21 protein-coding genes and 1 riboswitch are annotated in these 22,607 nt (G+C 74.2%); of the genes, 12 read left to right on the forward strand and 9 right to left on the reverse strand.

The features are described 5' to 3' along the window. Positions 1-171: riboswitch (cyclic di-AMP (ydaO/yuaA leader) on the reverse strand. A 145-nt stretch (positions 172-316) separates the two neighbouring features. Then, positions 317-1,522: a S8 family peptidase gene (locus K1Y72_RS06830; RefSeq protein ID WP_220164307.1), complete on the reverse strand. Its 1,206-nt coding sequence runs from the start codon at positions 1,520-1,522 to the stop codon at positions 317-319. A 132-nt stretch (positions 1,523-1,654) separates the two neighbouring features. Next, a complete protein-coding gene (locus tag K1Y72_RS06835; RefSeq protein ID WP_220164309.1) occupies positions 1,655-3,457 on the reverse strand; it encodes a serine/threonine-protein kinase in 1,803 nt (600 codons plus the stop codon). A 187-nt stretch (positions 3,458-3,644) separates the two neighbouring features. Here K1Y72_RS06835 and K1Y72_RS06840 point away from each other — a divergent pair, with 187 nt between their 5' ends. Then, on the forward strand, positions 3,645-4,085 hold the full coding sequence (locus K1Y72_RS06840; RefSeq protein ID WP_220164311.1) for a sterol carrier family protein: 441 nt from the start codon (positions 3,645-3,647) through the stop codon (positions 4,083-4,085). Between the two features lie 114 nt (positions 4,086-4,199). Beyond that, positions 4,200-4,847, forward strand: a complete 648-nt coding sequence (locus K1Y72_RS06845) for a LamG-like jellyroll fold domain-containing protein (RefSeq protein WP_220164313.1) — start codon at positions 4,200-4,202, stop codon at positions 4,845-4,847. Between the two features lie 35 nt (positions 4,848-4,882). On the opposite strand, the gene K1Y72_RS06850 is transcribed toward K1Y72_RS06845, so the two are convergent. Further along, entirely contained in the window at positions 4,883-5,254 is a 372-nt protein-coding gene (locus K1Y72_RS06850; protein ID WP_220164315.1) for a DUF4190 domain-containing protein, read from the reverse strand. A gap of 151 nt (positions 5,255-5,405) precedes the next feature. Between K1Y72_RS06850 and purF the strand changes: the two genes are divergently transcribed. From purF to K1Y72_RS06865, 3 genes are all read left to right on the forward strand, one after another. Then, the gene (purF, locus tag K1Y72_RS06855; protein ID WP_220164317.1) at positions 5,406-6,857 is read left to right on the forward strand and encodes an amidophosphoribosyltransferase; all 1,452 of its coding nucleotides are present in this window, start codon (positions 5,406-5,408) and stop codon (positions 6,855-6,857) included. A gap of 71 nt (positions 6,858-6,928) precedes the next feature. Next, on the forward strand, positions 6,929-7,897 hold the full coding sequence (purM, locus tag K1Y72_RS06860; protein ID WP_372452843.1) for a phosphoribosylformylglycinamidine cyclo-ligase: 969 nt from the start codon (positions 6,929-6,931) through the stop codon (positions 7,895-7,897). A gap of 20 nt (positions 7,898-7,917) precedes the next feature. Then, the gene (locus K1Y72_RS06865; protein WP_220164321.1) at positions 7,918-8,595 is read left to right on the forward strand and encodes a SanA/YdcF family protein; all 678 of its coding nucleotides are present in this window, start codon (positions 7,918-7,920) and stop codon (positions 8,593-8,595) included. A 78-nt stretch (positions 8,596-8,673) separates the two neighbouring features. Here the strand turns inward: K1Y72_RS06865 and K1Y72_RS06870 are convergent, their stop codons facing one another. The 3 genes from K1Y72_RS06870 to K1Y72_RS06880 all read right to left on the reverse strand — a co-directional run bounded on the left by K1Y72_RS06870 (position 8,674) and on the right by K1Y72_RS06880 (position 12,031). Next, complete coding sequence (locus K1Y72_RS06870; RefSeq protein ID WP_220164507.1) at positions 8,674-8,886, reverse strand: DUF3073 domain-containing protein; 213 nt, start codon at positions 8,884-8,886, stop codon at positions 8,674-8,676. A 272-nt stretch (positions 8,887-9,158) separates the two neighbouring features. Continuing rightward, positions 9,159-10,241 (reverse strand): Glu/Leu/Phe/Val family dehydrogenase, encoded by a 1,083-nt coding sequence (locus K1Y72_RS06875; RefSeq protein WP_220164323.1) that lies wholly within the window; start codon positions 10,239-10,241, stop codon positions 9,159-9,161. 116 nt (positions 10,242-10,357) lie between these two features. Beyond that, on the reverse strand, positions 10,358-12,031 hold the full coding sequence (locus K1Y72_RS06880) for a recombinase family protein (protein WP_220164325.1): 1,674 nt from the start codon (positions 12,029-12,031) through the stop codon (positions 10,358-10,360). 176 nt (positions 12,032-12,207) lie between these two features. Here K1Y72_RS06880 and K1Y72_RS06885 point away from each other — a divergent pair, with 176 nt between their 5' ends. Then, a complete protein-coding gene (locus K1Y72_RS06885; protein WP_220164327.1) occupies positions 12,208-13,155 on the forward strand; it encodes a DUF8083 family protein in 948 nt (315 codons plus the stop codon). Between the two features lie 325 nt (positions 13,156-13,480). Then, positions 13,481-13,684 (forward strand): developmental transcriptional regulator BldC, encoded by a 204-nt coding sequence (gene bldC, locus K1Y72_RS06890; protein ID WP_012850682.1) that lies wholly within the window; start codon positions 13,481-13,483, stop codon positions 13,682-13,684. A 355-nt stretch (positions 13,685-14,039) separates the two neighbouring features. On the opposite strand, the gene K1Y72_RS06895 is transcribed toward bldC, so the two are convergent. After that, positions 14,040-14,768, reverse strand: coding sequence for a TetR/AcrR family transcriptional regulator (locus tag K1Y72_RS06895; protein WP_308286936.1), 729 nt, complete (start codon positions 14,766-14,768; stop codon positions 14,040-14,042). 286 nt (positions 14,769-15,054) lie between these two features. Here K1Y72_RS06895 and K1Y72_RS06900 point away from each other — a divergent pair, with 286 nt between their 5' ends. From K1Y72_RS06900 to K1Y72_RS06915, 4 genes are all read left to right on the forward strand, one after another. Beyond that, a complete protein-coding gene (locus tag K1Y72_RS06900) occupies positions 15,055-16,149 on the forward strand; it encodes a LacI family DNA-binding transcriptional regulator (RefSeq protein ID WP_258571999.1) in 1,095 nt (364 codons plus the stop codon). A gap of 312 nt (positions 16,150-16,461) precedes the next feature. Further along, positions 16,462-16,698, forward strand: a complete 237-nt coding sequence (locus K1Y72_RS06905) for a hypothetical protein (protein WP_220164329.1) — start codon at positions 16,462-16,464, stop codon at positions 16,696-16,698. A gap of 178 nt (positions 16,699-16,876) precedes the next feature. Beyond that, on the forward strand, positions 16,877-17,734 hold the full coding sequence (locus K1Y72_RS06910) for an N-acetylmuramoyl-L-alanine amidase (protein ID WP_220164330.1): 858 nt from the start codon (positions 16,877-16,879) through the stop codon (positions 17,732-17,734). A gap of 105 nt (positions 17,735-17,839) precedes the next feature. Next, on the forward strand, positions 17,840-19,312 hold the full coding sequence (locus tag K1Y72_RS06915; protein ID WP_220164333.1) for a DUF7059 domain-containing protein: 1,473 nt from the start codon (positions 17,840-17,842) through the stop codon (positions 19,310-19,312). Here the strand turns inward: K1Y72_RS06915 and K1Y72_RS06920 are convergent. Together K1Y72_RS06920 and K1Y72_RS06925 are read right to left on the reverse strand one after the other, a co-directional pair. Next, positions 19,309-20,502, reverse strand: coding sequence for a calcium:cation antiporter family protein (locus K1Y72_RS06920; RefSeq protein WP_220164335.1), 1,194 nt, complete (start codon positions 20,500-20,502; stop codon positions 19,309-19,311). The two genes, K1Y72_RS06915 and K1Y72_RS06920, sit on opposite strands and share 4 nt — an antisense overlap. 52 nt (positions 20,503-20,554) lie before the next feature. Next, on the reverse strand, positions 20,555-21,613 hold the full coding sequence (locus K1Y72_RS06925) for a quinone-dependent dihydroorotate dehydrogenase (protein WP_220164337.1): 1,059 nt from the start codon (positions 21,611-21,613) through the stop codon (positions 20,555-20,557). 201 nt (positions 21,614-21,814) lie between these two features. Here K1Y72_RS06925 and K1Y72_RS06930 point away from each other — a divergent pair, with 201 nt between their 5' ends. After that, positions 21,815-22,606, forward strand: a complete 792-nt coding sequence (locus K1Y72_RS06930) for a glucose 1-dehydrogenase (protein WP_220164513.1) — start codon at positions 21,815-21,817, stop codon at positions 22,604-22,606. Position 22,607: the final 1 nt, after the last annotated feature.

Consider the following 22,607-nt stretch of genomic DNA (forward strand, 5'->3'; position numbering starts at 1 on the left):
TCCTCTTCCTCGGGGCGCCTACCGGGTTAGCTGACGGGTTCGGACGCGAAGGCCGCCCTATCACGCGGGTGCGTGAACTCACCCCGGCCGGCCGCCCGGGACGGGCGGTGCGGCTGCGTGGTTCCCCGGTTCCCGGGCCGGCGGGGCCGCGGGATTCGGCTCGATCGACCCTACGGCCGCCCGGGGCGGGCGGTTCGCCGGTCGAAGGCTCATGAACTGTAAGGAACCGTCCGGTGCCTCGCCAAGATTAGACCCTGGCGGAGAGAGTGGTGGCCCGGCCCCCGGTGCGGGGGCCGGGCCATCCTAGCGGGACGATCTAGAGGTTGCTCTTGTAGAGCAGCTTGTTGGCGGTCCCCTTCGGCAGGCCGCCGATGCGGTTCTTGGTGGAGTTGTCGCTCAGCCACTTCTGCACCTGCGGGAAGGTGGCCTTGGGGTGGGTGGCGAGGTAGAGGGCCGCGGTGCCGCTGACGTACGGGGTGGCCATCGACGTGCCGCTCAGCGACTTGCGGTAGTGGCCGCTGGAGTCGGCCTTCGGCCAGGTCGAGGTGATGGCGTAGCCGGGGGCGTGGATGTCCACGCACTTGCCGTAGTTCGACCAGCTCGGGCGGTTGTCGTGCGAGGTGGTGGCGCCGACGGTCTCGACCCAGCCCGCGCTGGAGGGCGAGTAGTGGCAGGCGTTCTTGTCCGAGGTGGGCTTCTCGGCGTTGCCGGCCGCGACCGACACGAAGACGCCGGACTTGGAGAGGTTCATCACGGCGGTGTTCAGCGCCGCGGACTTCGGCCCGCCGACGGAGATGTTCGCGACGGCCGGCTTGGCGGCGTGGGTGCGGAGCCACTGCGCGGCGGAGACGATGCTGGACATGTAGCCCTCGCCCTTGCAGTCCAGCACGCGCAGGGCGCGGATCTTGACGCCCTTGGCGACGCCGTAGGTCTTGGACCCGAGGATGCCCGCGACGTGCGTGCCGTGCCCGTTGCAGTCGGCGCCGTTGCCGTTGAACTCCGAGGCGACCCAGGCGACGTCCGCGCGGCCGCCGAACTCGCCGAGGCCCTTGGCGATGCCGGTGTCGATGACGTAGGCGGTGACGTTGGCCGCCTTGGTCTTGTAGCCGTAGGACTTGCTGAGCGGCAGCCTGCGCTGGTCGACGCGGTCCAGGCCCCAGGGCAGCGGCGACTTCTGGGTGTCGGAGATCTTGACGATCTGGTCCTGCTCGATGGCGGCGACCTGGGGGTCCCTGCGCAGCCGCGCGAGCTGGTCGGCGTTCGCCTTGGCGACGAAGCCGTTCAGCACCGTGTCGAACTTCTGGACGGCCGTGGCGCGCGCCTGGTTCGCGGCGTTCTGCGCGGACGCGTCGCCCTTCATGGTGACGATGTAGCGGCCGGGGACCGGCGTGCCGGCCGTGGCGGCGACGGGGACGAGGTCGGCGCCGCGGTGCTGGGCGGCCAGCACGGGGACGGCGGCGGCGGTGCCGACCGCCGCGGTGACGGCGCCGACCAGCAGCGCCCGTCGGGAGGCAACCCGCAAGGCAGGACTCCTTCGTCAGCGCGCGGCGCCGGGGCGGCGCCCCGCGTCGGGGGTTCGGAGGATCGTCCGAGGCACCTTAGTGGATCTAAGCGGCCTATGCCCCCAACTTGGACATAGACCTATGAACCGGATTCAGCTGCGGCTCAGCCTGCCCTGGTAGCCGGGCTCGCCGGGCAGCGCCTTGGCCCACACGTACTGGAGCGAGCCGTCGGGCTGCCGGGTGATCTGCACCGCGCCGGCCGTGCAGGGCTTGGCGATCGCCAGCGCCATCTGGACGCTGGCGCCGGTGCCCTTGGTGAAGGTCAGCGTCCCGGTGCAGCCCTCCTTGGGGTAGACGGCCGTCGCCGTCCTCGCGCCCGCCTGGAGGGTCAGCTCGATCGGGAAGGAGATCCCGTTGCGGCTGTTGGTCGCGGTGCCCTTCCAGGTGCCGGCGAAGGTCTGCGGGATCGCGCTCACCGGCCCGGTGGCCGCGCCGCCCGACGAGGCGGGGGGCGCGTCGTCGTCGCTGTTCAGCTGCGGCAGCAGCACCAGCGCGATGATCGCGATGCCGACGAGCACGCCGATGGTCAGCGACAGCGCGACGCCGAGCACGTGGTTGCCGCGCTTCAGCCGCGGCAGCGACAGCACGGCCGTGCCGTCGCCCGCGCCGCCGGTCCGGGCGTCGCCCCGCGCGTCCTCGCCGGGCAGCCCGGGGATCAGCGCGGTCGCCTCGCCCGGGGCGGCCCCGGGGACCGGCTCCAGCAGCGACGTCGGGTGGTCGTCGGTGTCGCGGGCCGCGCGCCGCAGCGCGGCGGCGAGCGCGGGGGACGGGACGGCGGCCGGCATCGCCGCCATCGCCTGCGTCGGATGGTCCACGCCGGACGGCTCCGGCGCCGGCGCGGGACCGGTGCCGGGGACGGCGGCGAGGTCGGCGCTCGTCTCGTCGGCCGGGACGGCGGCGAGGTCGGCGCTCGTCTCCGCGGCGTCCGCGCGGGCCGGCGACCCGGACACCGGGACGACCTCCGGCTCCGGCTCGGCCTCGGCCTCCGGCGCGGCGGGCGCGGGGACGGCGTGCGGCGTCGCCGCGAGCGCCCGCCCCTCGGCCGCCAGCGAGGCGGGCATCCGCCCGGCGAGCGGGCCGTCCTCGGCCAGCAGCCGGCCGAGCAGCGCGCGCGCCTCGGGACGCTCGTCCGGCGCCTTGGCGAGCGCGTCCGCGACGATCTCCTGGAGCGACTCGGGCAGCGCCGACACGTCGGGGTCGTCGTAGACGATCCGCTGGGTGACCTCCGACGTCGAGTCGTCGCCGAACGGCGCCTTGCCCGTCGCGGCGTACAGCAGCGTGCCCGCCCAGGCGAACACGTCGGCGGCCGGGCCCGCGCCCGAGCCGCTGAGCTGCTCGGGGGCCAGATAGAACGGCTCGCCCGCGACGCCGCCGGGCGCGGCGCCGATCGCCTCCAGGCCCGCCGCCACGCCGAAGTCGGTGACCTGCGGGCCGTCCGGGCCGAGCAGCACGTTGGCGGGCTTCAGGTCGTGGTGGACGGCGCCGGCGCGGTGCAGGGCGGCGAGCGCGACGGCCGTGCCGACTGCGACGCGCTCCAGGACGCCCGAGCCGCGCGGGCCCTCCTCGACGACGAGCTGCTGGAGCGAGGGCCCGTGCACGTACTCGGCCACGATGTAGGCGCGGCCGTCCTCGACATCGGCGGCGACGATCGCCGCCGTGCAGAAGCCCGACACCGCGCGGGCGCGGCGGAACGCGCCGGTGAAGCGGGCGCGGGCCGCGGCATCGCCGCCGGGCCGGGCGTGCAGCAGCTTGACCGCGACCGACCGGCCGGCGGGACCGCCGCCCGACCGGCCGAGGAAGACCGCGCCCTGCTCGCCGACACCGAGCCGGCCCACGATCTCGTACCCGCCGAGCCGGCGCGGATCATCGGGCTGCAGGGGCAGCGCCTCGGCCATCGCAAGAACCTCCGTGTCCAGCCGCGGCCGCGTCCTGCGGCCTGCGGTCTTCCCCCCGAACCTGCCCGTCCCCGGAGCCGCGCGCCCCCGGCTGCCACGGCCTCGTCACTTCTGTCACATTTGTACCGGCAACCGGGGCGCCCCCGCGGCCGACCCACCGCGAATCCACCCGCTAGCGTGGGTTCCGATGCCGCGCTCACCCCTCACCCGCACCGTGCTGGACGAGCAGCGCGCCGCGCTCGGCCTGCCGCCCCACCGGGGCGGCGACGAGCCCGCCGAGCTGCGCCGTGCCGCGCTGGACACCGTGCTCGCCGCGCCCGGCCGGGAGGCCGGGGTGGCCCGCCCGGTGCTGAAGGGGGCGGTGCAGCACCTGCTCGGCCGGCTGGCCGAGCGCGCGCCCGGACGCTCGGTCGAGGTCCGGGTGCCCCCGCACGCGGCGGTGCAGTGCATCGACGGCCCGCACCATACCCGTGGAACCCCGCCGAATGTGGTGGAGATGGACGCCGTGACCTGGATCGATCTCGCCACCGGCCGCCTGGCCTGGGACGACGCGCTCGCGGCCGGGCGTGTCCGGGCGAGCGGCTCCCGCGCCGACCTTTCGGCCTATCTCCCGGTCGACCCCGCTTAGCAGCCATATTTCCCGTTCCGTCCCGGCCTGTCGGTCGTTGGGGCTTGTGCCGGCCCGGCCGGGCTGCCAGCGTGGTGGCCACGACCGGATCGGGGGACCGCGGAGGTGACCCTGATGCTCGTCGCGCACTGGACCTTCGACGTGCGGGACGTGGCCGGCCGCTCGGTCCGCGACGCCGCCGGCGGCCTGGTCGCGGCGCTGGACGAGCACGCCGGGATCGTCCCGGCGAGCGACGGCGCCGGCACCGGCGGCGAGCTGGTCCTGGACGGCCGCGGGCGCGCCGTCGTGCCGGCCGCGCCGCGGCTCGCGCTCAGCCAGGTCTTCGGCTTCACCGTGGCGCTCGCCGCCGCGCCGGACCCCGCCGCCGCGCCCACCGGCGAGTGGCGCGGGCTGTTCTACCAGCCGGTCGGCGAGGACGACGCGCGCGCCCTCGGCATCTGGCTCTACCCCGACTCGTTCCGGCTGCGCGTCCAGCTGTTCACCGTGCGCGGGCCCGAGTTCGTCGACAGCCGCCGCGCCCTCGCGCCCGGCGCCTGGACCCGGCTCGCCCTGGTCGTCGACCGGGACGGGATGTTCCTGTACGTGGACGGCAAGCTGGATGTGGCCGCGCCGCTAGAGCACCCGGTGGTCACCCCGGCGGGCCCGGTCCACCTCGGCGCCGAACCGGGCCGGGCGGGCTTCGGCGGCCGCCTGGCCGACGTGCGGATCTACGCCGCCGCCCTCGACGAGGACGCCGTGCGGGCCCTCGCGGAGGGCGGTTGAGCGGCCCGGCACCGGCCCAGTGATCTTCGTCTCAGCTACGGCGCCGACGTCTCGCGGGCGAAGGGGAACTCGCGCTCGATGCATCGCGCCCGCGCGTCCTGGTCGGGGTAGCGGGCCTGGTCGCCGCACTCGGCGGCCTTGCTGAGCAGCCAGAACAGCACCAGCGACCCGACCAGCAGGGCGAGCGCCGAGCAGCCGACGCCGATCAGCGCCTGGCGCCGCCCGGCCGGGCCGCGGGCGATCGCGACCAGCCCGAGCACCAGCCCCGCCGCCGCCGGGAGCATCCCGGCGAGGCAGAGCACCAGGCCCGCGAGCCCGGCGACGCCGAGCACCAGCGACGCCTTCGCGAGGCCCGACCGCGCGGGCGCCGACGGCGGCGCGTAGGTCTGGTAGCCCGGCATCGTCATGCGTCCCCCTCGCGTCGAACCCGCCCGTCCGCCGGTTGTCAAGACCCCAGCGTCGCGCGCCCCGGCCCCGCGGCGCGGAACCGCCGGGTAAAGGTCCCGTAAGGCACCGCGCCGATCGGAGCAGGTGAGGGCGGCAACTAGACTGGCGGGCGTGCCTCTCCGTGACGGACGTCTGAGCCACGACCTCGATCCCTCCGACCGCGCTCCGCAGGACGCCTGCGGGGTCTTCGGCGTGTGGGTGCCCCCGGCCGAAGCGGCCCGGGCCGAGGTCAGCAAGCTGACCTACTACGGGCTGTACGCGCTCCAGCACCGCGGCCAGGAATCGGCCGGCATCGCGGTGTCCGATGGATCGCGCATCGTCGTCTTCAAGGACATGGGCCTCGTCGCCCAGGTCTTCGACGAGTCGGTGCTGAACACGCTGCGCGGCCACCTGGCCGTCGGCCACTGCCGCTACTCCACGACCGGCTCGCCGACCTGGGAGAACGCCCAGCCGACGTTCCGGTCCAACGACCACGGCGGGCTCGCCCTCACGCACAACGGCAACCTGATCAACACCCCCGAGCTCGCCGCCCGGCTGAACGCCCGCGACCTCACCGCGACGAGCGACACCGAGGTGCTCACCGCGCTGCTGTCCTCGCACGGCGGCGGCCCGCTCGCGGCCGCCCGGGAGATCCTGCCGATCACCCGCGGCGCCTACTCGCTGGTCTTCATGGACGAGGGCGTGCTCTACGCCGCCCGCGACCCCGAGGGCATCCGCCCGCTGGTGCTCGGCCGGTGGGAGGACAGCGGCTGGGCGGTGGCCTCCGAGACCGCCGCCCTGGACATCGTCGGCGCCCGGTTCGTCCGCGAGATCGAGCCCGGCGAGCTCGTCGCGATCGACGGCGACGGGGTGCGCTCGGAGCGGTTCGCCGAGGCCCGCCCGAAGGGCTGCCTATTCGAGTACGTCTACCTCGCCCGCCCCGACACCACGATCGCCGGCACCGTCGTGCAGGCGTCCCGGGTGGAGGTCGGCCGCCGGCTCGCGCGCGAGCACCCGGTCGAGGCCGACATGGTCATCCCGACGCCCGAGTCGGGCACGCCCGCCGCGATCGGCTACGCCGAGGCGTCCGGGATCCCCTACGGGCAGGGCCTGGTCAAGAACTCCTACGTCGGCCGGACGTTCATCCAGCCGTCCCAGACGATCCGCCAGCTCGGCATCCGGCTGAAGCTGAACCCGCTGCGCGAGGCCATCGCCGGCAAGCGCCTGGTGGTGGTGGACGACTCGATCGTGCGCGGCAACACCCAGCGGCAGGTCGTCGCGCTGCTCCGCGACGCGGGCGCCGCCGAGGTGCACGTGCGGATCTCCAGCCCGCCGGTGTCCTGGCCGTGCTTCTACGGCATCGACTTCGCCACCCGCGCCGAGCTGATCGCCGGCCGGCTGGACGTCGAGGGCATCCGCGCCTCGATCGGCGCCGACTCGCTCGGCTTCGTCTCGCTGGACGAGCTGATCGACGCGACCCGCATCCCCAAGGAGCGGCTCTGCCGCGCCTGCTTCGACGGCGTCTACCCGATCCCGGTCGGCGAGGCGGCCCGCGGCAAGTACCTGCTGGAGCCCGTACGGTGAGCACCTCCCCCACCACCTCCTACGCGGCCGCCGGCGTCGACATCGCCGCGGGCGAGCGCGCCGTCGAGCTGATGAAGTCCCGCGTCGCGCGCTCCCGGCGCCCCGAGGTCGTCGACGACGCCTCGGGGTTCGCCGGGCTGTTCGACGCCTCGGCGCTCCTGCGCTACCGGCGGCCGCTGCTCGCGACGTCCACCGACGGCGTCGGCACGAAGGTCGACCTGGCCCGCCGCCTCGGCGTCTACGACACCGTCGGCCACGACCTGGTCGGCATGGTCCTGGACGACCTGGCGGTGTGCGGCGCCGAGCCGCTGTTCATGACCGACTACATCGCCTGCGGCAAGGTCGTGCCCGAGCGGATCGCCGACATCGTCGGCGGCATCGCCGACGCCTGCGCGCTCGCCGGCGCCGCCCTGGTCGGCGGCGAGACCGCCGAGCACCCCGGGCTGCTCGGGCCCGACGAGTTCGACCTCGCGGGCGCCGGCACCGGCGTCGTCGAGGCGGACGCCCTGCTCGGCCCCGAGCGGGTCCGGGCGGGCGACGCGGTGATCGCGATGGCGTCGTCGGGCATCCACTCCAACGGCTACTCCCTGGTCCGCCACATCCTGGCGAACAGCGACCTGGCGCTGGAGTCGTCCCCCGCCGAGCTCGGCGGCCGCACCCTCGGCGAGGAGCTGCTCACCCCGACCCGCATCTACGCCAAGGACTGCCTGGCGCTCGCCGCGACCGGCACCGTCCGGGCGTTCGCGCACATCACCGGCGGCGGCCTGGCGGCCAACCTGGCCCGCTCGCTGCCCGCCACCGCGGACGCGGTCCTGGAGCGCGGCTCCTGGACGGTCCCGCCGCTGTTCACCCTCCTCGGCGAGCACGGCGGCGTGCCGCGGGCCGAGCTGGACAAGACGTTCAACCTCGGCGTCGGCATGGCCGCGATCGTGGCGCCGGACGCCGCCGACGCGGCGCTGCGGCTGCTGGCGGAGCGCGGCGTCCCGTCCTGGGTCCTCGGCGAGATCGTCCCGGGCGCGGGGAACGCGAACCTGGCCTAGCGGTCCGGCGTCCAACCAGCATGATCCACATCCGGCCGCCCGCCCGGCTGCGCCGCTGGGCGGCGCCGCTCGGCGTGGCGGCCGCGCTGGCCCTGTACGCCGTCCTCGTCCCGCTCGGCTGGGCGTACGCCGACACCGGGCCCTACTGGCGCTCGGCGGCGGACGTCCCCGCGGCGCCCGTCGCGCTGGTGCTCGGCGCCGGCATCGTCAAGGGCGAGCCGTCCGGGCTCCTCGCCCGCCGCCTGGACCTGGCCGCCGACCTGTACCGGCGCGGCAAGGTGCGGGTGCTGCTCGTGTCGGGCGACAACCGCACGAAGGACTACGACGAGCCGACCGTCATGCGCGACTACCTGGTGGCGCACGGCATCCCCGCCGCGAAGATCGTCCGAGACTTCGCCGGGCTCGACACCTGGGACTCCTGCGCCCGCGCCCGCCGGATCTTCGGCGTGCGGGAGCTGACCGTCGTCACCCAGGACTTCCACCTGCCGCGCGCCGTCGCCCTCTGCCGCGCCGCCGGGATCACCGCCTGGGGCGTCGGCGACGACAGCCTGGACGGCCGCACCCAGCCGACCCTCGCCGGCTACGCCCGCGAGCCCCTGGCCATGCTGAAGGCGACGGGGAGCCTGGTGCTGCGCCCCGACCCGCGCGTCCTCGGCGCGCCCGAGACGTCCGTCCGGCGCGCCCTGGCCGCCCCCTGAGCGACGGAGGGGCCGGGAACACGACGACACCGCCCGGATCCTGCGAGACCGGGCGGTGTCGTCGTGTCCTGCTGCGAGCTAGCGGCCCGACGTGCCTTCCTTGCGGTCGTCGGTGCCGTAGTCGTCGGCGTAGTCGGCGTACTTCTCCGCGAGCTCGTCGTAGTCCTCGCCGGCGGGGGAGTCGCCGGCTCCCAGTTCGTTCCTCAGGCGGTCGAGATCTGTGCCGCCGCTGTTGTACTTGAGCTGGCGGGCAACCTTCACCTGCTTGGCCTTGGCTCGGCCGCGACCCATTGGCTCGACCCCCTCGATGGTCAGGGCTTTCGTGGGCCCATCAACGCGCGCGTGTACCACACGAACCGGTGCCTGATGAGCCATGCGTCAGTCACGGATACAACCGTACCCGTTTTGCGCCCGGCTCGGTACATCGTCAGTACGTGGCGGCACGCTCGTTGCGGAGATGCCCAGTGTATCCACTGATCGCGACTTCACCGACCGGCGCGACACGGAGCGGGGTGCGGGCCGCTCCGGCCCGCGCCCCGGCCCCGTGCCGGATGTGACGCACGTTACAGCAGGATGCCGCGCAGCCGTCCGATGTCGGTCATGCGGCGCTCGGCCAGGCGGTCGGCCGCCACGGCGGGCGGCACGCCCTCCTCGGCGGCCAGCGCGAAGATCCTCAGGGTGGTGTCGTAGATCCCGGCGGCGCGGGCGCGGGCCCGCTCGAAGTCGAAGCCGCCGATCTCGTCGGCGACCTGGATGACGCCGCCGGCGTTCACCACGTAGTCGGGGGCGTAGAGGACGCCGCGGTCGGCGAGGGCCTTCTCGATGCCGGGGTGGGCGAGCTGGTTGTTGGCGGCGCCGCAGACGATCGCCGCCGACAGGGCCGGGACGGTCGCGTCGTCGAGGGAGCCGCCGAGCGCGCAGGGTGCGTACACGTCCAGGCCGGACGCGATCAGCGCGGCGTTGTCGGCGACGACCTCGACGTCCGGGTGCCGGGACCGGACCCGCTCGATCGCGGCCTCGCTGACGTCGCAGAGCACGACCTCGGCGCCGTCCTCGACCAGGTGCTCGACCAGCCGGTGGCCGACCTTGCCGGCGCCCTCGACGCCGACGCGGCGCCCGCGCAGGGTGGGCGAGCCCCAGACGGTCTCGGCCGCCGCGCGCATGCCCTGGAACACGCCGAACGCGGTGAGGACCGACGAGTCGCCGGCGCCGCCGTGCGCGACGGTGCGGCCCGTCACGTACCGCGACTCGCGGGCGATGACGTCCATGTCCTCGCTGAAGGTGCCGACGTCGCAGGCGGTGTAGTAGCGGCCGCCGAGCGACTGCACGAACCGGCCGTAGGCGCGCAGCAGCGCCTCGGACTTGCCGGTCGCGGGATCGCCGATGATGACGGCCTTGCCGCCGCCGAGGTCCAGCCCGGCGATGGCGTTCTTGTAGGCCATCCCCTGGGACAGGTTCAGCACGTCGGCGAGCGCCTCGTCCTCCGACCCGTAGGGGTAGAAGCGGGTGCCGCCGAGGGCGGGGCCGAGGGCCGTGGAGTAGATCGCGATGATCGCGCGCAGGCCGCTGGCCTCGTCCTGGCAGAAGACGACCTGCTCGTGTCGGGTGCCGTTGCCCTTGTGGGGCGACCCGAAGACATTGGGCACGGTAGAGGTACCTTTCTCATCCTGACCTGCGGGTATGCAGGTCCTCCCGCCCCTGCGGGTATGCAGGTGCCCCCGCCCCTGGGGGTGTGGGGGCGGGAGCGGGTGTCCTGGTCATGCTACGACCAGGAGTGACGGCCATCACTACCGTGTGTACCAGGCGGTACTTCCATCGCTTGATCGCTCCTGTCGCGACCTGCCCGTCGATCCGAGCGAACTCCGCTCGGGCACGTGACCCATGCGTCGCCACCTTGCACCCGGTAGCTCACCCGCGAGGCGTCGAACCTCCGGGTCCCGGCGGGAGCGCGGGCAACACGCACTTCGGCGAGAACTGAACCGAGGATCGCTCGACGTCGGGGGCCGGGTTCCGATGCCCAGGCCTCAACGAGTTCCGGTGCTGCAAGGTCCGCTCCGGCCCAAGGAAGAGCGAGGGCGATCTCGTCTTCGACCTCCCCGAGCCGTTCTTGAGCCACCCTCAGGGCGAGCCGGGTCTCCTGTAGATCTCGTGCAAGTCCTTTGTCGTCGTTGTCGTACACCCCCAGCCGGGCGTTGCGCGTGACGCGGTCAAGGGTCTTTTGGGCCGCGTTCACGGCGTTGCGTGCGGCGGCGGACTCTTCTGCCTTGCCGGGACGCTCTCTTGCGCTCCATGCTTCCGCGATAGCCGCCAAAGTGGGCCGGTCATCGGGATTCCGGGGGTCCAGGCGAGTGACGATCTGAGCGGCGATTTCCCAAGCGAGCGACTCGATTCGGTGGCGGACGATGTTGGACGGCTGCGGGCAGGTTCCGCCTCGTGCGGTCTTGGCGCAGCGGTAGCGAAGACCGCCGCTCACCATCGGTCCAGCGCAACCAGGGCATTTCAGCAGGCCGCACAGGTCGGTGTTGGCGACCCCCTGCTTGGCCGCCCGCCTGCTTCCGTGGTGCGCGCGTCCGGTCAGCGCCGCTCGTGCCTCCCTGACGAGGGCGGGCGGCATCGGCGAGGCACCTGGCGCAAGGATGTTCACAGGGTTTCCCTCGCCGTCCAGGTAGCGATGGACGCCTCCGGCCACGTCGGTGGTGCTCAAGAAGCCCTCGTAGACCGGATTGTTGATCATTCCGTGGAGGGTTCGGGAGGACCACTCCGCATCCCGCCGGGTACGCGCCCCCTCTGCGTTCAGCGCTCGCGCGACCGCCATCAGCCCCTTCTGCCCTGCGGCGACCTCTGTGAAGATGCGTTCCACGATCGGCCACTCGTCGGGGTCGCGTTCGATCTTCCGGTTCTCCGGATCGGCGATGCGCCATCCGTAGGCGGGCTTGCCGACATGTCCGCCTCCGAGCCGGTGCCGGGTCTTGCTCGCTCGGATGCGCTTCGACAGTTTGTCCGAATACCGTCGCGCGGCGATGAGATGCTTGTCCAGCTCGTGGGCGGCCGTCTCCGGGTCGCGGTAGAGGGCGGAGTCATAGTCGTCCAGCAGCCCGATGACGCGAAGTTCGCCGCGTGCGACCCGCCGCTTGATGTCCTCGGCGAAGCGCGAGTAGCCGCCCAAGCGGCTCATGCGGTCGATGGCGTGCAGGATCAGAACGTGGTATTCGCCGCTGTCGATCGCTGCGAGTGTCGCGTCCCAACCTGCGTGGGCCTTGTCGGTCCAAGCGCTCTCGCTGTCCGAATGCGTCTCCGCGATCTCTATCCCGAGAGCGCAGGCCCCCTCGCGCATCTCGCGATGCTGATCGTGAGTGCTGATCTCGCCGCGCCCCCGCGGGGCCTGACCCTTGTGGGACTTGCGCGCGTAGGCGACGGCAAGTGCGAGGTCCGGCATGCGCAACTCCTGGAAAAGAGGGGAGGCGCTACCTTAACACTAAGTGAAGTGATGCTCACTTATTGCTTATCGACCAGTCCAAGGCGGCGCAGGTCGCCTTGGCGCGGTGCGGCGGGGCGGGCGCGGACGCGGCGAAGGTCTCGGCGCGCCGCCCGGTCTCGTGTCACCATGCGGGGGTGTTTCCGTACGCCGCCTACCTACGGGTATACGAGCCGGTGACCGCGTTCCCCGAGCCGGCCCGGACCCTGTGGACGGCCTACGCCGACTCCCGGCGCCGGCCCCGGCGGGCCCACGCCCTCGGTGCCGAGCACGCCGAGGCCGCGCGCCGCCTCGTCGCCGCGCCGCCGGAGGTGGCGCCCGACCGGGAGAGCCGGCACGCCTACGTGCGCCGCGACGGCGACATGATCTACATCAGCCCGTGGCAGACCCGGCTGCGCTGCTGGCTCGCCTTCGAGCGGTTCCGGGCCGAGCAGTCGCGGGCGATGGCGGCGGCGTTCGTGCCGCCGGTCGCGGCCGAGGCGGCGGCGGCCGAGTTCGAGCGCTGGAAGCGCTCGGGCCGCTCCCTCCGGCCGTTCATCGCGTCGAGCAACTGGCACGTGCCGCTCGCCTGGTTCGTGCCGTTCACCGCCGGCGAGCGCTGCCTGGTGCTCGGCGGGGCGGCCGCGCCGGGCGCCCCGGGCCCCGCCGCCGCCCCGCAGGTTCCGGAAGCGGCCGCCGACCTGGCACGTCGCGGCCCCGCGACGACCGCTCCGGCGCGTACCCTCGTCTATGTCACCGCCATGTCCGAGGCGCGGCGCCGGCTGTCGGCCGCGCTGCCGGTCGTCCGGGCCAACGTGGGGGAGGGCGACGCCGGGCTCGGCGGCTCCCCGCCGCTCGCGGCCGGCCGCCTGGAGGAGCTGGGGCGGTGGCTGGCGGAGTTCCATCCCGGCGGCCTGGTCGAGCTCGACTACGGCGGCCTGGTCCACCTGATGGACGACCGCGCCCTGCGGTCCGACGAGTCCGTCGCCGAGACGGCGGTCGCGCTCGCCGCGATGGCGCGCGGCGAGGTGGAGCTGGCGGTCGCGATGTACAAGCGGCTGCTCGCCCGCTGGCGCCCCGTGCGCGCGCTGGAGAGCGCCAACTGAGCGGCGTCCGGGCGGTGCCGGGGCGGCGTCCGGGCCCGTCCGGTCGCGCGAACTGAACAAAATTCCCGAAACTCTGCGCGATACGACTATACGTGTAGCTAGAATCACGCAGCGTGACCCAGTGGCCACGGAGCAGATCGGGTGGGGCTGACGCCCGCGGGGGTGTTCCGTACCGTCAGGTACTTGCTTGTTGCGTTCAGTGGTGGCAAGGTTACACGTTGTGATGTCATTATGGCTCTTTCGGGCCATATAGCGACATCGGACGACCACGCGTAAGAAATCGCAGGATCGCTGTCATCGGTCCACGGAGGAGAGGCCGCACATCATGTCAGCACGTACGCCCGAGGCCGAGCCCCTGTTGACGCCGGCGGAGGTGGCGACGATGTTCCGCGTCGACCCCAAGACCGTCACGCGGTGGGCGAAGGCCGGCAAGCTCACGTCCATCCGCACCCTGGGCGGCCACCGCCGCTACCGCGAGGCCGAGGTGCGGGCGCTGCTGGCGGGAATTCCGCAGCAGCGTTCGGAGTAACGCACCCCGGCCGGCGGATACCGCGCAGATCCCGCCGGTCCTCGGGGATGCGCACACGGGGGGCGGTCAGGAGGCCGCTGAACCCCCGGGCACGCCGGTGTCGCATTGATCCGGCGCCCGCCGGGGCGGTTCAGGGGTCTCCTGAACGAGGGGCCGGGACCACGATCATCCGAGAATCGCGGTCCCGGGCCGTTCACCGTCTGTTCGGATGTCCCGTTCGCAGCCACGCGCCCTAGTCCTGGGCGGGTGGACGCGAGCGGGACATTCGCGCGCCTGGAGGTAAGGCACTTCCATCCCCGGAGTGCGGGCGCGCGCCGGGGCGTCACGGACCGTGACGGTCCCGGGCGGCCGGCGGTCAGGCCCGGGGGCCGGCGGTCATCTCCTCCTGGGCCAGCCGGTTGAACAGCTTGGCGATGCGCGGCTCGTGGTTGCCGGCGACGTGCAGCAGCACGATGAGCTGGTCGACCAGCAACCGCTCCAGCTGCGGGCGGGTGACGTCGGCGTTCTCCAGCCAGTCCAGGCCCGCCGTCTCGACCGACGCCATCCAGGAGCGCAGCGTGATGCGCAGCACCGGCGGCGGCACCTCGATCTCCAGCGCCTGCAGGATGCGGCCGAGCAGCAGCTCGCGGATGCCCTCCACGATCTCGCCGACCTCGCCGGACCGGTCGGCCGGCCCGCCGCGCAGCAGCGCGGTGTACCCGGCGGCGTGGCTCTCCACGAAGTCGAAGTAGCGCTCCAGCGAGACCTTCAGCCGCTCCAGGGGGCTGCCCTCGGTAGGCGGTTCCAGCAGGACCGAAAGCTGTTTGGCGGCGCTGCCGAGTGCGGCGATGTACAGCTCGTACTTGCCGCCGAAGTAGTGGTAGACGAGGGCGCGCGACGCCCCGGCGGCGGCGGCGACGTCGTCGATGGAGATGTCCTCGGGCGGGCGGGTGCTGAACAGCTCCAGCGCGGCCTCGATCAGTTCGTCGCGGCGTTCGTCCACGCTGAGGCGCCGCCGCGCACGGCCCGCGCCGGCCGGGCGGCCGCGCCCGGACGCGCCCTGTCTGCTGCCGGCCTGCTCGCCGGCCACCGCACGATCTGCCACCTGGGCAGGGTATCCGAGGTGGCGGCGCGCGGTGGTGCGCCTGGCCGCGAACGGGGCGGTTCCTCCTATCGGTGACGAAACGGGCGGCGTGGGCGGCGCGCTGTGACCCGGGACACCACAGGCCCCAACCCCTATTGGCGACAGCCCGTTACCGCCCGTCGCGACCATTTGCGAGGAAGACGGGGCATCATGGCATCTCCTCCCGAGTGAGGCAGGTGCAGCGATCCCCGCGGGCGGGTTCGAGGCGCCGCGGCGGCAGGTCCTGCAGGCCCCTGGACGGAGTGCCATGTCAGCTAGTGAAGGTAGCCCCACCCGCAAGGCGACCCCGCCGCGGAGCGAGGTCGCGGTGCCGCCGCCCCGCACGCCCGGGGAGCGTCCCGGCCCGGGTCCGAAGCCGACGATCCGCAACGTCGCCGAGCGCGCCGGGGTGTCCAAGTCCCTGGTGTCGCTGGTGATGCGCGGCTCCCCGCACGTGAGCGAGCGGCGGCGCGAGGCGGTGCTGCAGGCCGCCCGCGAGCTCGGCTACCGGCCGAACGCGGTGGCGCGCAGCCTGGTGGAGGGCCGCACCCGGCTGATCGGCGCGATCGTCGCCGACCTGCACAACCCGTTCTTCGCCGAGTTCCTCGACGGCCTCCAGGAGAGCCTGCACGGGGAGGGGCTGCGGATGCTGGTCGGCAGCGGCCGCTGGGATCCGCTGTTCGAGGCCGAGGCCGTCGAGGCGTTCCTGGAGATGCGGGTGGACGGCCTGGTGCTGCTGTCGGTCGTCCCCGACTCGCTGAAGGACGCCGCCGCGAGCGTTCCCGTCGTGGTGGTCGGGGAGCGCGACGTCGTCGGGGTGGACATCGTGGTCGACGACGACGAGCTCGGCGCGAGCCTCGCCGTGGACCACCTGGTGGAGCACGGGCACCGGCGGATCGCGCACATCGAGGGCGCCCGCTCGACCACCGCCCGGTACCGGCGGGCCGGCTACGAGAAGGCGATGCGGCGGCACGGCCTGGCGGACGAGATCGTCGTCGAGCCGGGCGACTTCACCGAGGAGGGCGGGTACCGGGCGGCGCGCGCCCTGCTGGCGCGGCCGGAGCGGCCGACCGCCATCTTCGCGCCGAACGACCTCGTCGCGACCGGCGTGCTGTCGGCGGCCGACGAGCTGGAGCTGTCGGTCCCCGGCCACGTGTCGATCGTCGGCTACGACAACACCCATCTCGCCGCGATCCGGCACATCTCGCTGACCAGCGTGGACCAGCCGCGCCGGCACATGGGGCGGGTCGCCGCCGAGCTGCTCACCGCGCGGATCGCCGAGCCGGGGCGGACCGCGCAGCAGAGCCTCGTCGTGCCGCACCTGGTGGTGCGGGCGACGACGGGCCCGGCCCCCGCGTCCTGACGCGCCGAGGTGCTCGCGTCCTGACGCGCCCGTGACCCGGCGGGCGGGCGGGGCGCCGCCGCGCCCGGGGATCGCGCGGTCCCGGTGTGCGGCGGGTCGATCTTCCCTGGTGGGGGTAGCCGGGCGGTAAGGGCCCGGCCAAGCATCCTGCAATCAGCGCGCCGCCCGGCGGCGGCCGGGGGTTAATGGATCCACCGCTCGGCGGGCCGGGGAGCCGCAGGGGCCGGGCCGGCTTCGGGGGAGGCCGCGCCCGGCGGCGAGGCCGCCGAGGGGACACGCGAAGCGCCATGTTCAGCCAGGGGGTTGGTATCCGTGCGTGATCCTGAGTTGGTGTCGTGCGCGCAGCGCGCGGCGAGCGAGTTGGAGCGCGCCTGGGCCGACTGGCGGCACGCGCGCGGGCTGGCGGGGCGGGTCCCCGAGTCGGTCGCCAGCTACGTGGCCCACTCGATCGACCACCCGTGGGGCCGGCCGCGCGTCGTGCTGGGGCTGGACGCCGAGGAGGCCCGCGCGCTCGCCGCGCTGCTCGGCCGGGAGGACCCGCTCCGCTGAAGAACCAGTGAGCGCCGGACGGCCGCGGCCGCCGCGCCCCCACCGGGGCGGGCGGGCGCGGCCGTCCTCGTTCTCCCGGTTCGCGAGCGTGACCGAATGGTTGCGTTTTGACGAACCCGGTGCGGTGTGCAGACTGACATGGTTGGTTTGGTAACGAACTCATCTCGGGAGACGGCCTGTGCGATTCCACCGGGGCGGTACCGCGACCGCCGGCCTTGCGCTCTGCGCGTCCGTGCTCACCGCGTGCGGCGGTTCCGGCGGCACGGGCGGGTCCGGCGATCCGGCGAGCCCGCCGGTGGCGGGCGGGTCCGCCTCGTCCGCGCCGCCCGCGCCCGCGGGGTCGTCGCCCGCCTCGCCCGAGGGGGGCGGGCTGCGCGGCAAGGTCATCGCGATCGACCCCGGGCACAACGGCGGCAACGCCTCGCACACCTCGGAGATCGCCAAGCAGGTGGACGTCGGCAACGGGCACAAGGAGTGCGACACGACCGGCACCGAGACGAGCGGCGGGTACACCGAGTCGGCGTTCACCTTCGACGTCTCGACCCGGCTGGCGAAGCTGCTGCGCGCCGAGGGCGCCACCATCGTGCTGACCCGCAAGAACGACACCGGCGTCGGCCCGTGCGTGACCGAGCGGGCCGCGATCGGCAACCGGGCCCGCGCGGACGCGGCGCTGTCGATCCACGGCGACGGCGCGCCCGCGTCGGGCCACGGGTTCCACATCATCGAGCCGGCCCCGGTCGCCGGGCACAACACCAAGATCGTGCAGCCGTCGGCCAAGCTGGGCGTCGCGCTGCGCGACGCCTACCACTCGGGCACCGGCATCGCCTACTCCAGCTACATCGGCACGAAGGCCCTCGACCGGCGCGACGACCTCGGCGGGCTGAACCTGTCCACGGTGCCGAAGGTGTTCATCGAGTGCGGCAACATGCGCAACGCGGGCGACGCGGCGAAGATGACCAGCGCCGCAGGCCGCCAGTCGATGGCCGAGGCGCTGGCCAAGGGCTTCGCCGCCTACTTCGGCCAGGGCGCCGGCTAAGACTTCACCTCGCGCACGCGGCCGGTGCGCAGGCGGCCGTCGCCGGGCCGCGGCGCGCCTCCGCGGTGACTCGCGGGCCGGGGCGCCGACCGGCAGGATTGGCGGATGCCCGAGAGCCTCGCCCCCGTCCGTGACCTGTTCGACCGCGCCGGCTACACCGTGGACGGCGTCCGCGCCCTGCTCGGCCCCGTCGCCGGCGGCGCGCTCGCCCGCGACGAGATCGTCCCGGCGCTCCGCGCGACCGGCGGCGGCTCCGAGCTGGAGGCGCTGACCCGGCTCCTCTGGCTCCAGGTGCCGGTGCCGGCGGCGCCCGCGCTCGGCTGCCTCGCCGCCGCCGGCCTCGCCGCGGCGGACGGCGGCGAGCTGCGGCCGCTGCTGCACGTCGAGCCGCTGGAGTCGGTGACCGGCCGGGGCCACGCCGGCTGGACCGTCTCCGACCTCAAGGTGCGGCCCGGCTCGGGCGGCGTCCTGCGGCCCGGCCACGTCGTCGGCGCGGGCGGCGCGTCGGCGAACCTGGGCCGCCTCGTCGTCCACAGCCCTGTGGACAACGTGCTCGACCTCGGCACCGGGTGCGGGGTGCAGGCCCTCCAGCTCGCCGACCCGCTGGTGCGCCCGCGGCCCGCCCGGATCGCCGCCACCGACGTCAACGCGCGCGCCCTCGAACTGGCCGCGATGAGCTTCGCGCTGTCGGGCCTGGAGGACGTGGAGCTGCTCCGCGGGTCGCTGCTGGAACCGGTCCGCGGGTGGCGCTTCGACCTGATCGTGTCGAACCCGCCGTTCGTCGTCGCGCCGCCCGCCGAGACCCGCCACGGCTACCGCGAGTCGGGCCTGCCCGGCGACGAGTTCTGCCGCCGCCTGGTGACGGAGGGCCCGGCGCACCTGACCGACGGCGGTCACCTGCAGATGCTCGCGAACTGGCTGCACGTCGAGGGCGAGCCGTGGGAGGAGCGGGTCGGCGCGTGGGCCGAGGCGTCCGGCTGCGAGGCGTGGATCGTGCAGCGCGACGTGCAGGACCCGGCCGAGTACGCCGAGCTGTGGCTGCGCGACTCGGCGGAGGCCGGGACGCCCGATCACCGGCGCCGCTACGACGCGTGGATGGCCGAGTTCGAGCGGACCCGCACCGCCGGGATCGGCTTCGGCTGGATCACCCTGCGGCGCACCGGCGAGGACGCCCCCGCCGTCCGCGTCGAGGAGCTGCGGCACGCCGTCGAGCAGCCCGCCGGCGCCTACGTCCCGGCGGTCCTGGACGGCCTCGCCGGGGCCGGAAGGTTTTCCACAGGCTGTGGACGGACGCTGCGGACGGCGCCCGGCGTCGTCCAGGAGCAGACCGGCCCGCCCGGCGCCGAGGACCCCGAGCGGATCGTGCTCCGGCAGCCGGGCGGGCTGCGCCGCGCGGCCGGCGTGGACACCGTCGCCGCCGCCCTCGCCGGCGTCTGCGACGGCGCCCTGCCGCTGCCGCCGCTGCTCGACGCGATCGCGCAGCTCCTCGGTCTCGCCCCGGAGCGGGTCCGCGAGCACGCCGACGCCGTGCTGCCCGAGCTGATCGCCGACGGCTTCTTCGAGGTCGTCGCCGATTAGGGCAGGGCGGCGCGCATCGCGCGGGCCAGGTCGGCGCGCTTGACGATGAGGACGGAGAACCCGACGGCCAGGTAGACGCCCGACAGGACGAGCCGCGCGCTCTCACCGGGCAGCACGAACTGCACGGCGAACAGCGCGAACAGCGCCGCCGCCTCCCACCGCTCGAAGTACAGGTCGACGAGGAAGGCGAGGCCGAGGACGGTCTGCGCGGCGGTCAGCAGCACCTCCTCCATCTGCCGGTCGTCCAGCGGCAGCGACCAGCCGCCGCCACCGATCCGGTAGGCGAGCGGCAGCGTGCCGATGAGCAGCGTCCACTGGTTGACCTTGCTGGACAGCAGCGCGCCGATCGCGTCGGAGTCGCGCAGCCGCCAGGCGAACAGCACCGCGACGATCAGTTCGGGCGCCTCGGAGGCGAGCGGCGCGAGCCACTGCACGAGCAGGAACTCGTCGATGCCGGACGCCTCGCCCGCCTCGACGAGCGACTCGGCGAACGGCTCGGCGGCGGCGAACACCACGACGGCGCCCGCGGCGAACAGCGCCCACGTCGCGATGCGGCGGCCCGGCGTGCCCAGCGCCGTCAGCCACGCCGCGACGCCGATGAGCGCCTCGTCGTTGCGCGTGCCGTGCCGGGCGATGCGCAGGATGTAGGCGGCGTACAGGGCGATCAGCAGGATCGGCAGGTACCAGCCGAGCTCGCCGGTGAGGGCGGGCAGGAACCCGAGGACGGCGGCGAGGGCGAGGAAGCCGAGCTCGATCCGGTGCTCGCGGTCCAGGCGGACGTCCCGGGCGCCCGCCCGCAGCCGCCGCGCGCCGAGCGCGAACGCCAGCACGACGAGCGTCCAGCCGACGCCGACGAGCAGCCGGTTCGCGCCGGTCATGTTGGCCGCCGCGTAGGCGGCGTACTCCGGTTTGGAGCCCGCCGCGTAGGCGTAGTAGAGGTCCACGGCGTACTCGGGCAGCACCGCGATGAGCGCGAGGAGCGCCAGCGCGAGCGCGCCCGACATGTCGGCGCGGGCGGTCTCGGCGGCCCACATGAGCAGCACCGCCGCCGCCATGACGCCGACGCCGTAGACCGGGATGCCGACGGCGGGGGCGGCGTGCGCGCCCGCCAGCCGCAGGACCACGGCGGGCAGCGCGACCGCGACGGCCAGCCCGACCCGGACCTGCACGGCCGTGCGGGTGATCTCCATGATCATGGGGTGCCGCCGATGGGGTCGGCGGCACCCCCCGGAACGGCAAAGGTCAGGCCCCGCGGGCCTCCTCCAGCGTCGCGAAGGCGCTGCCGCGCAGCCGCCGCGCGAGGTCGCGGTGCACCGCCGCCGCCCAGAGCGGGCCGCCGTAGATCATGCCGGTGTAGCCCTGGACGAGGGTGGCGCCCGCGCGGATCCGCTCCCAGACGTCGGCGGCGTCCTCGACGCCGCCGACGGAGATCAGCACGAGCCGGCCGCCGGTGCGGGCGCGCAGCCGCCGCAGCACCTCCAGCGAGCGGTCCTTCAGCGGCGCCCCGGACAGGCCGCCGGTCTCCTTGGCGAGCTCGGCGGGCGACCGCAGCCCGTCGCGGGCGACGGTGGTGTTGGTCGCGATGACGCCGTCGAGGCCGAGCTCCAGCGCCAGGTCGGCGATGGCGTCCACGTCGGCGTCCGCCAGGTCGGGGGCGATCTTCACCAGCAGGGGGACGCCGCCCGCCGCCCCCTTGACGGCGGTGAGCAGCGGCCGCAGCGGCTCGATCGCCTGGAGGTTCCGCAGGCCCGGGGTGTTCGGCGAGCTGACGTTCACGACCAGGTAGTCGGCGTGCGGGGCGAGCCGCTCGGCGCTGGTGACGTAGTCGGCGGCCGCCTCGGCCTCCGGCGTTACCTTGCTCTTGCCGATGTTGACGCCGAGGACGGTGCCGGGGCGGCGGTGCCGCAGCCGGGCGGCGGCGTCGGCCGAGCCGTGGTTGTTGAACCCCATCCGGTTGATGACCGCGCGGTCGGCGACGAGGCGGAACAGGCGCGGCCTCGGGTTGCCGGGCTGCGCGAGCGCGGTCAGCGTGCCGATCTCCACGTGCCCGAACCCGAACGCGCCGAGCGCGTCGTAGGCGACGGCGTCCTTGTCGAACCCGGCGGCGAGGCCGAGCGGGCCGGGGAACTCCAGGCCGAGCGCGCGCACCCGCAGCGCCGGGTCGCGGGGCGCGAGGGCGCGGCGGAGCACGGCGGTGAGGCCGGGCACGGCCTGGACGAGGCGCAGCGCGCGGATCGTCCAGTGGTGCGCCGTCTCGGCGGGCAGCCGCGTGATGAGCAGCCTGAACAGCAGTCGGTACATCGTTCCCCTCGGTGCCTGGCCAGTACGTCTACGGTACGGCCCGGCCGGGACCGCTCCGTCGACCGTCCCGAACAGGCAAAAAGTCCCGCTTCGATGATCGGGGAGCGCGCGTCCGGGTAGGCGGCCCGCATGAGCACCAGCAGCCGCCCCGAGCCCGATTTCCCGGAACAGCGCCAGGACCCGCCCGGACACACCGGCGACATGCGCCCGACCCCCGACCACGGCGAGCAGAGCTACCAGGGCCACGGCCGGCTGGCCGGCAAGCGCACCGTGATCACCGGCGCCGACTCCGGCATCGGCCGCGCGGTGGCGCTCGCGTTCGCCCGCGAGGGCGCCGACGTCCTCGTCTCCTACCTGGACGAGCACGACGACGCCCGCGAGACCGAGCGCCTGGTCGCCGAGGCGGGCCGCACCGCCGTGCTCGTGCCCGGCGACGTCCGCGATCCCGCGCACTGCCGGAAGATCGTCGACATCGCCGTGGAGCGGTTCGGCGGCCTGGACGTGCTGGTCAACAACGCCGCCTTCCAGATGAGCCGGCCATCGCTGGAGGAGGTCCCCGACGAGGAGTGGGACCGCACCTTCGCCACCAACGTCGACGCGATGTTCCACCTCACCAAGGCGGCCCTGCCGCACCTCGGCGCGGGCGCGTCCATCATCAACACCACCTCGATCAACTACGACCAGCCGACGCCGACGCTGCTGGCCTACGCCGCCACCAAGGGCGCCATCGCCAACTTCACCGCCGGCCTCGCGCAGTCGGTCGGGGAGCGCGGCATCCGCGTCAACGCCGTCGCGCCCGGCCCGATCTGGACGCCGCTGATCCCGTCCACGATGCCGCCCGACCAGGTGACGTCGTTCGGCGCCGACGTGCCGCTCGGCCGGGCCGGGCAGCCCGCCGAGCTGGCGCCCGCCTACGTGCTGCTCGCCTCGGACGAGGCGAGCTACATCTCCGGCGCGGTCCTCCCGGTGACCGGTGGCACGCCGATCCTCTGAC

This window comes from Actinomadura parmotrematis, from assembly GCF_019458805.1.
Taxonomy (GTDB): domain Bacteria; phylum Actinomycetota; class Actinomycetes; order Streptosporangiales; family Streptosporangiaceae; genus Spirillospora; species Spirillospora parmotrematis.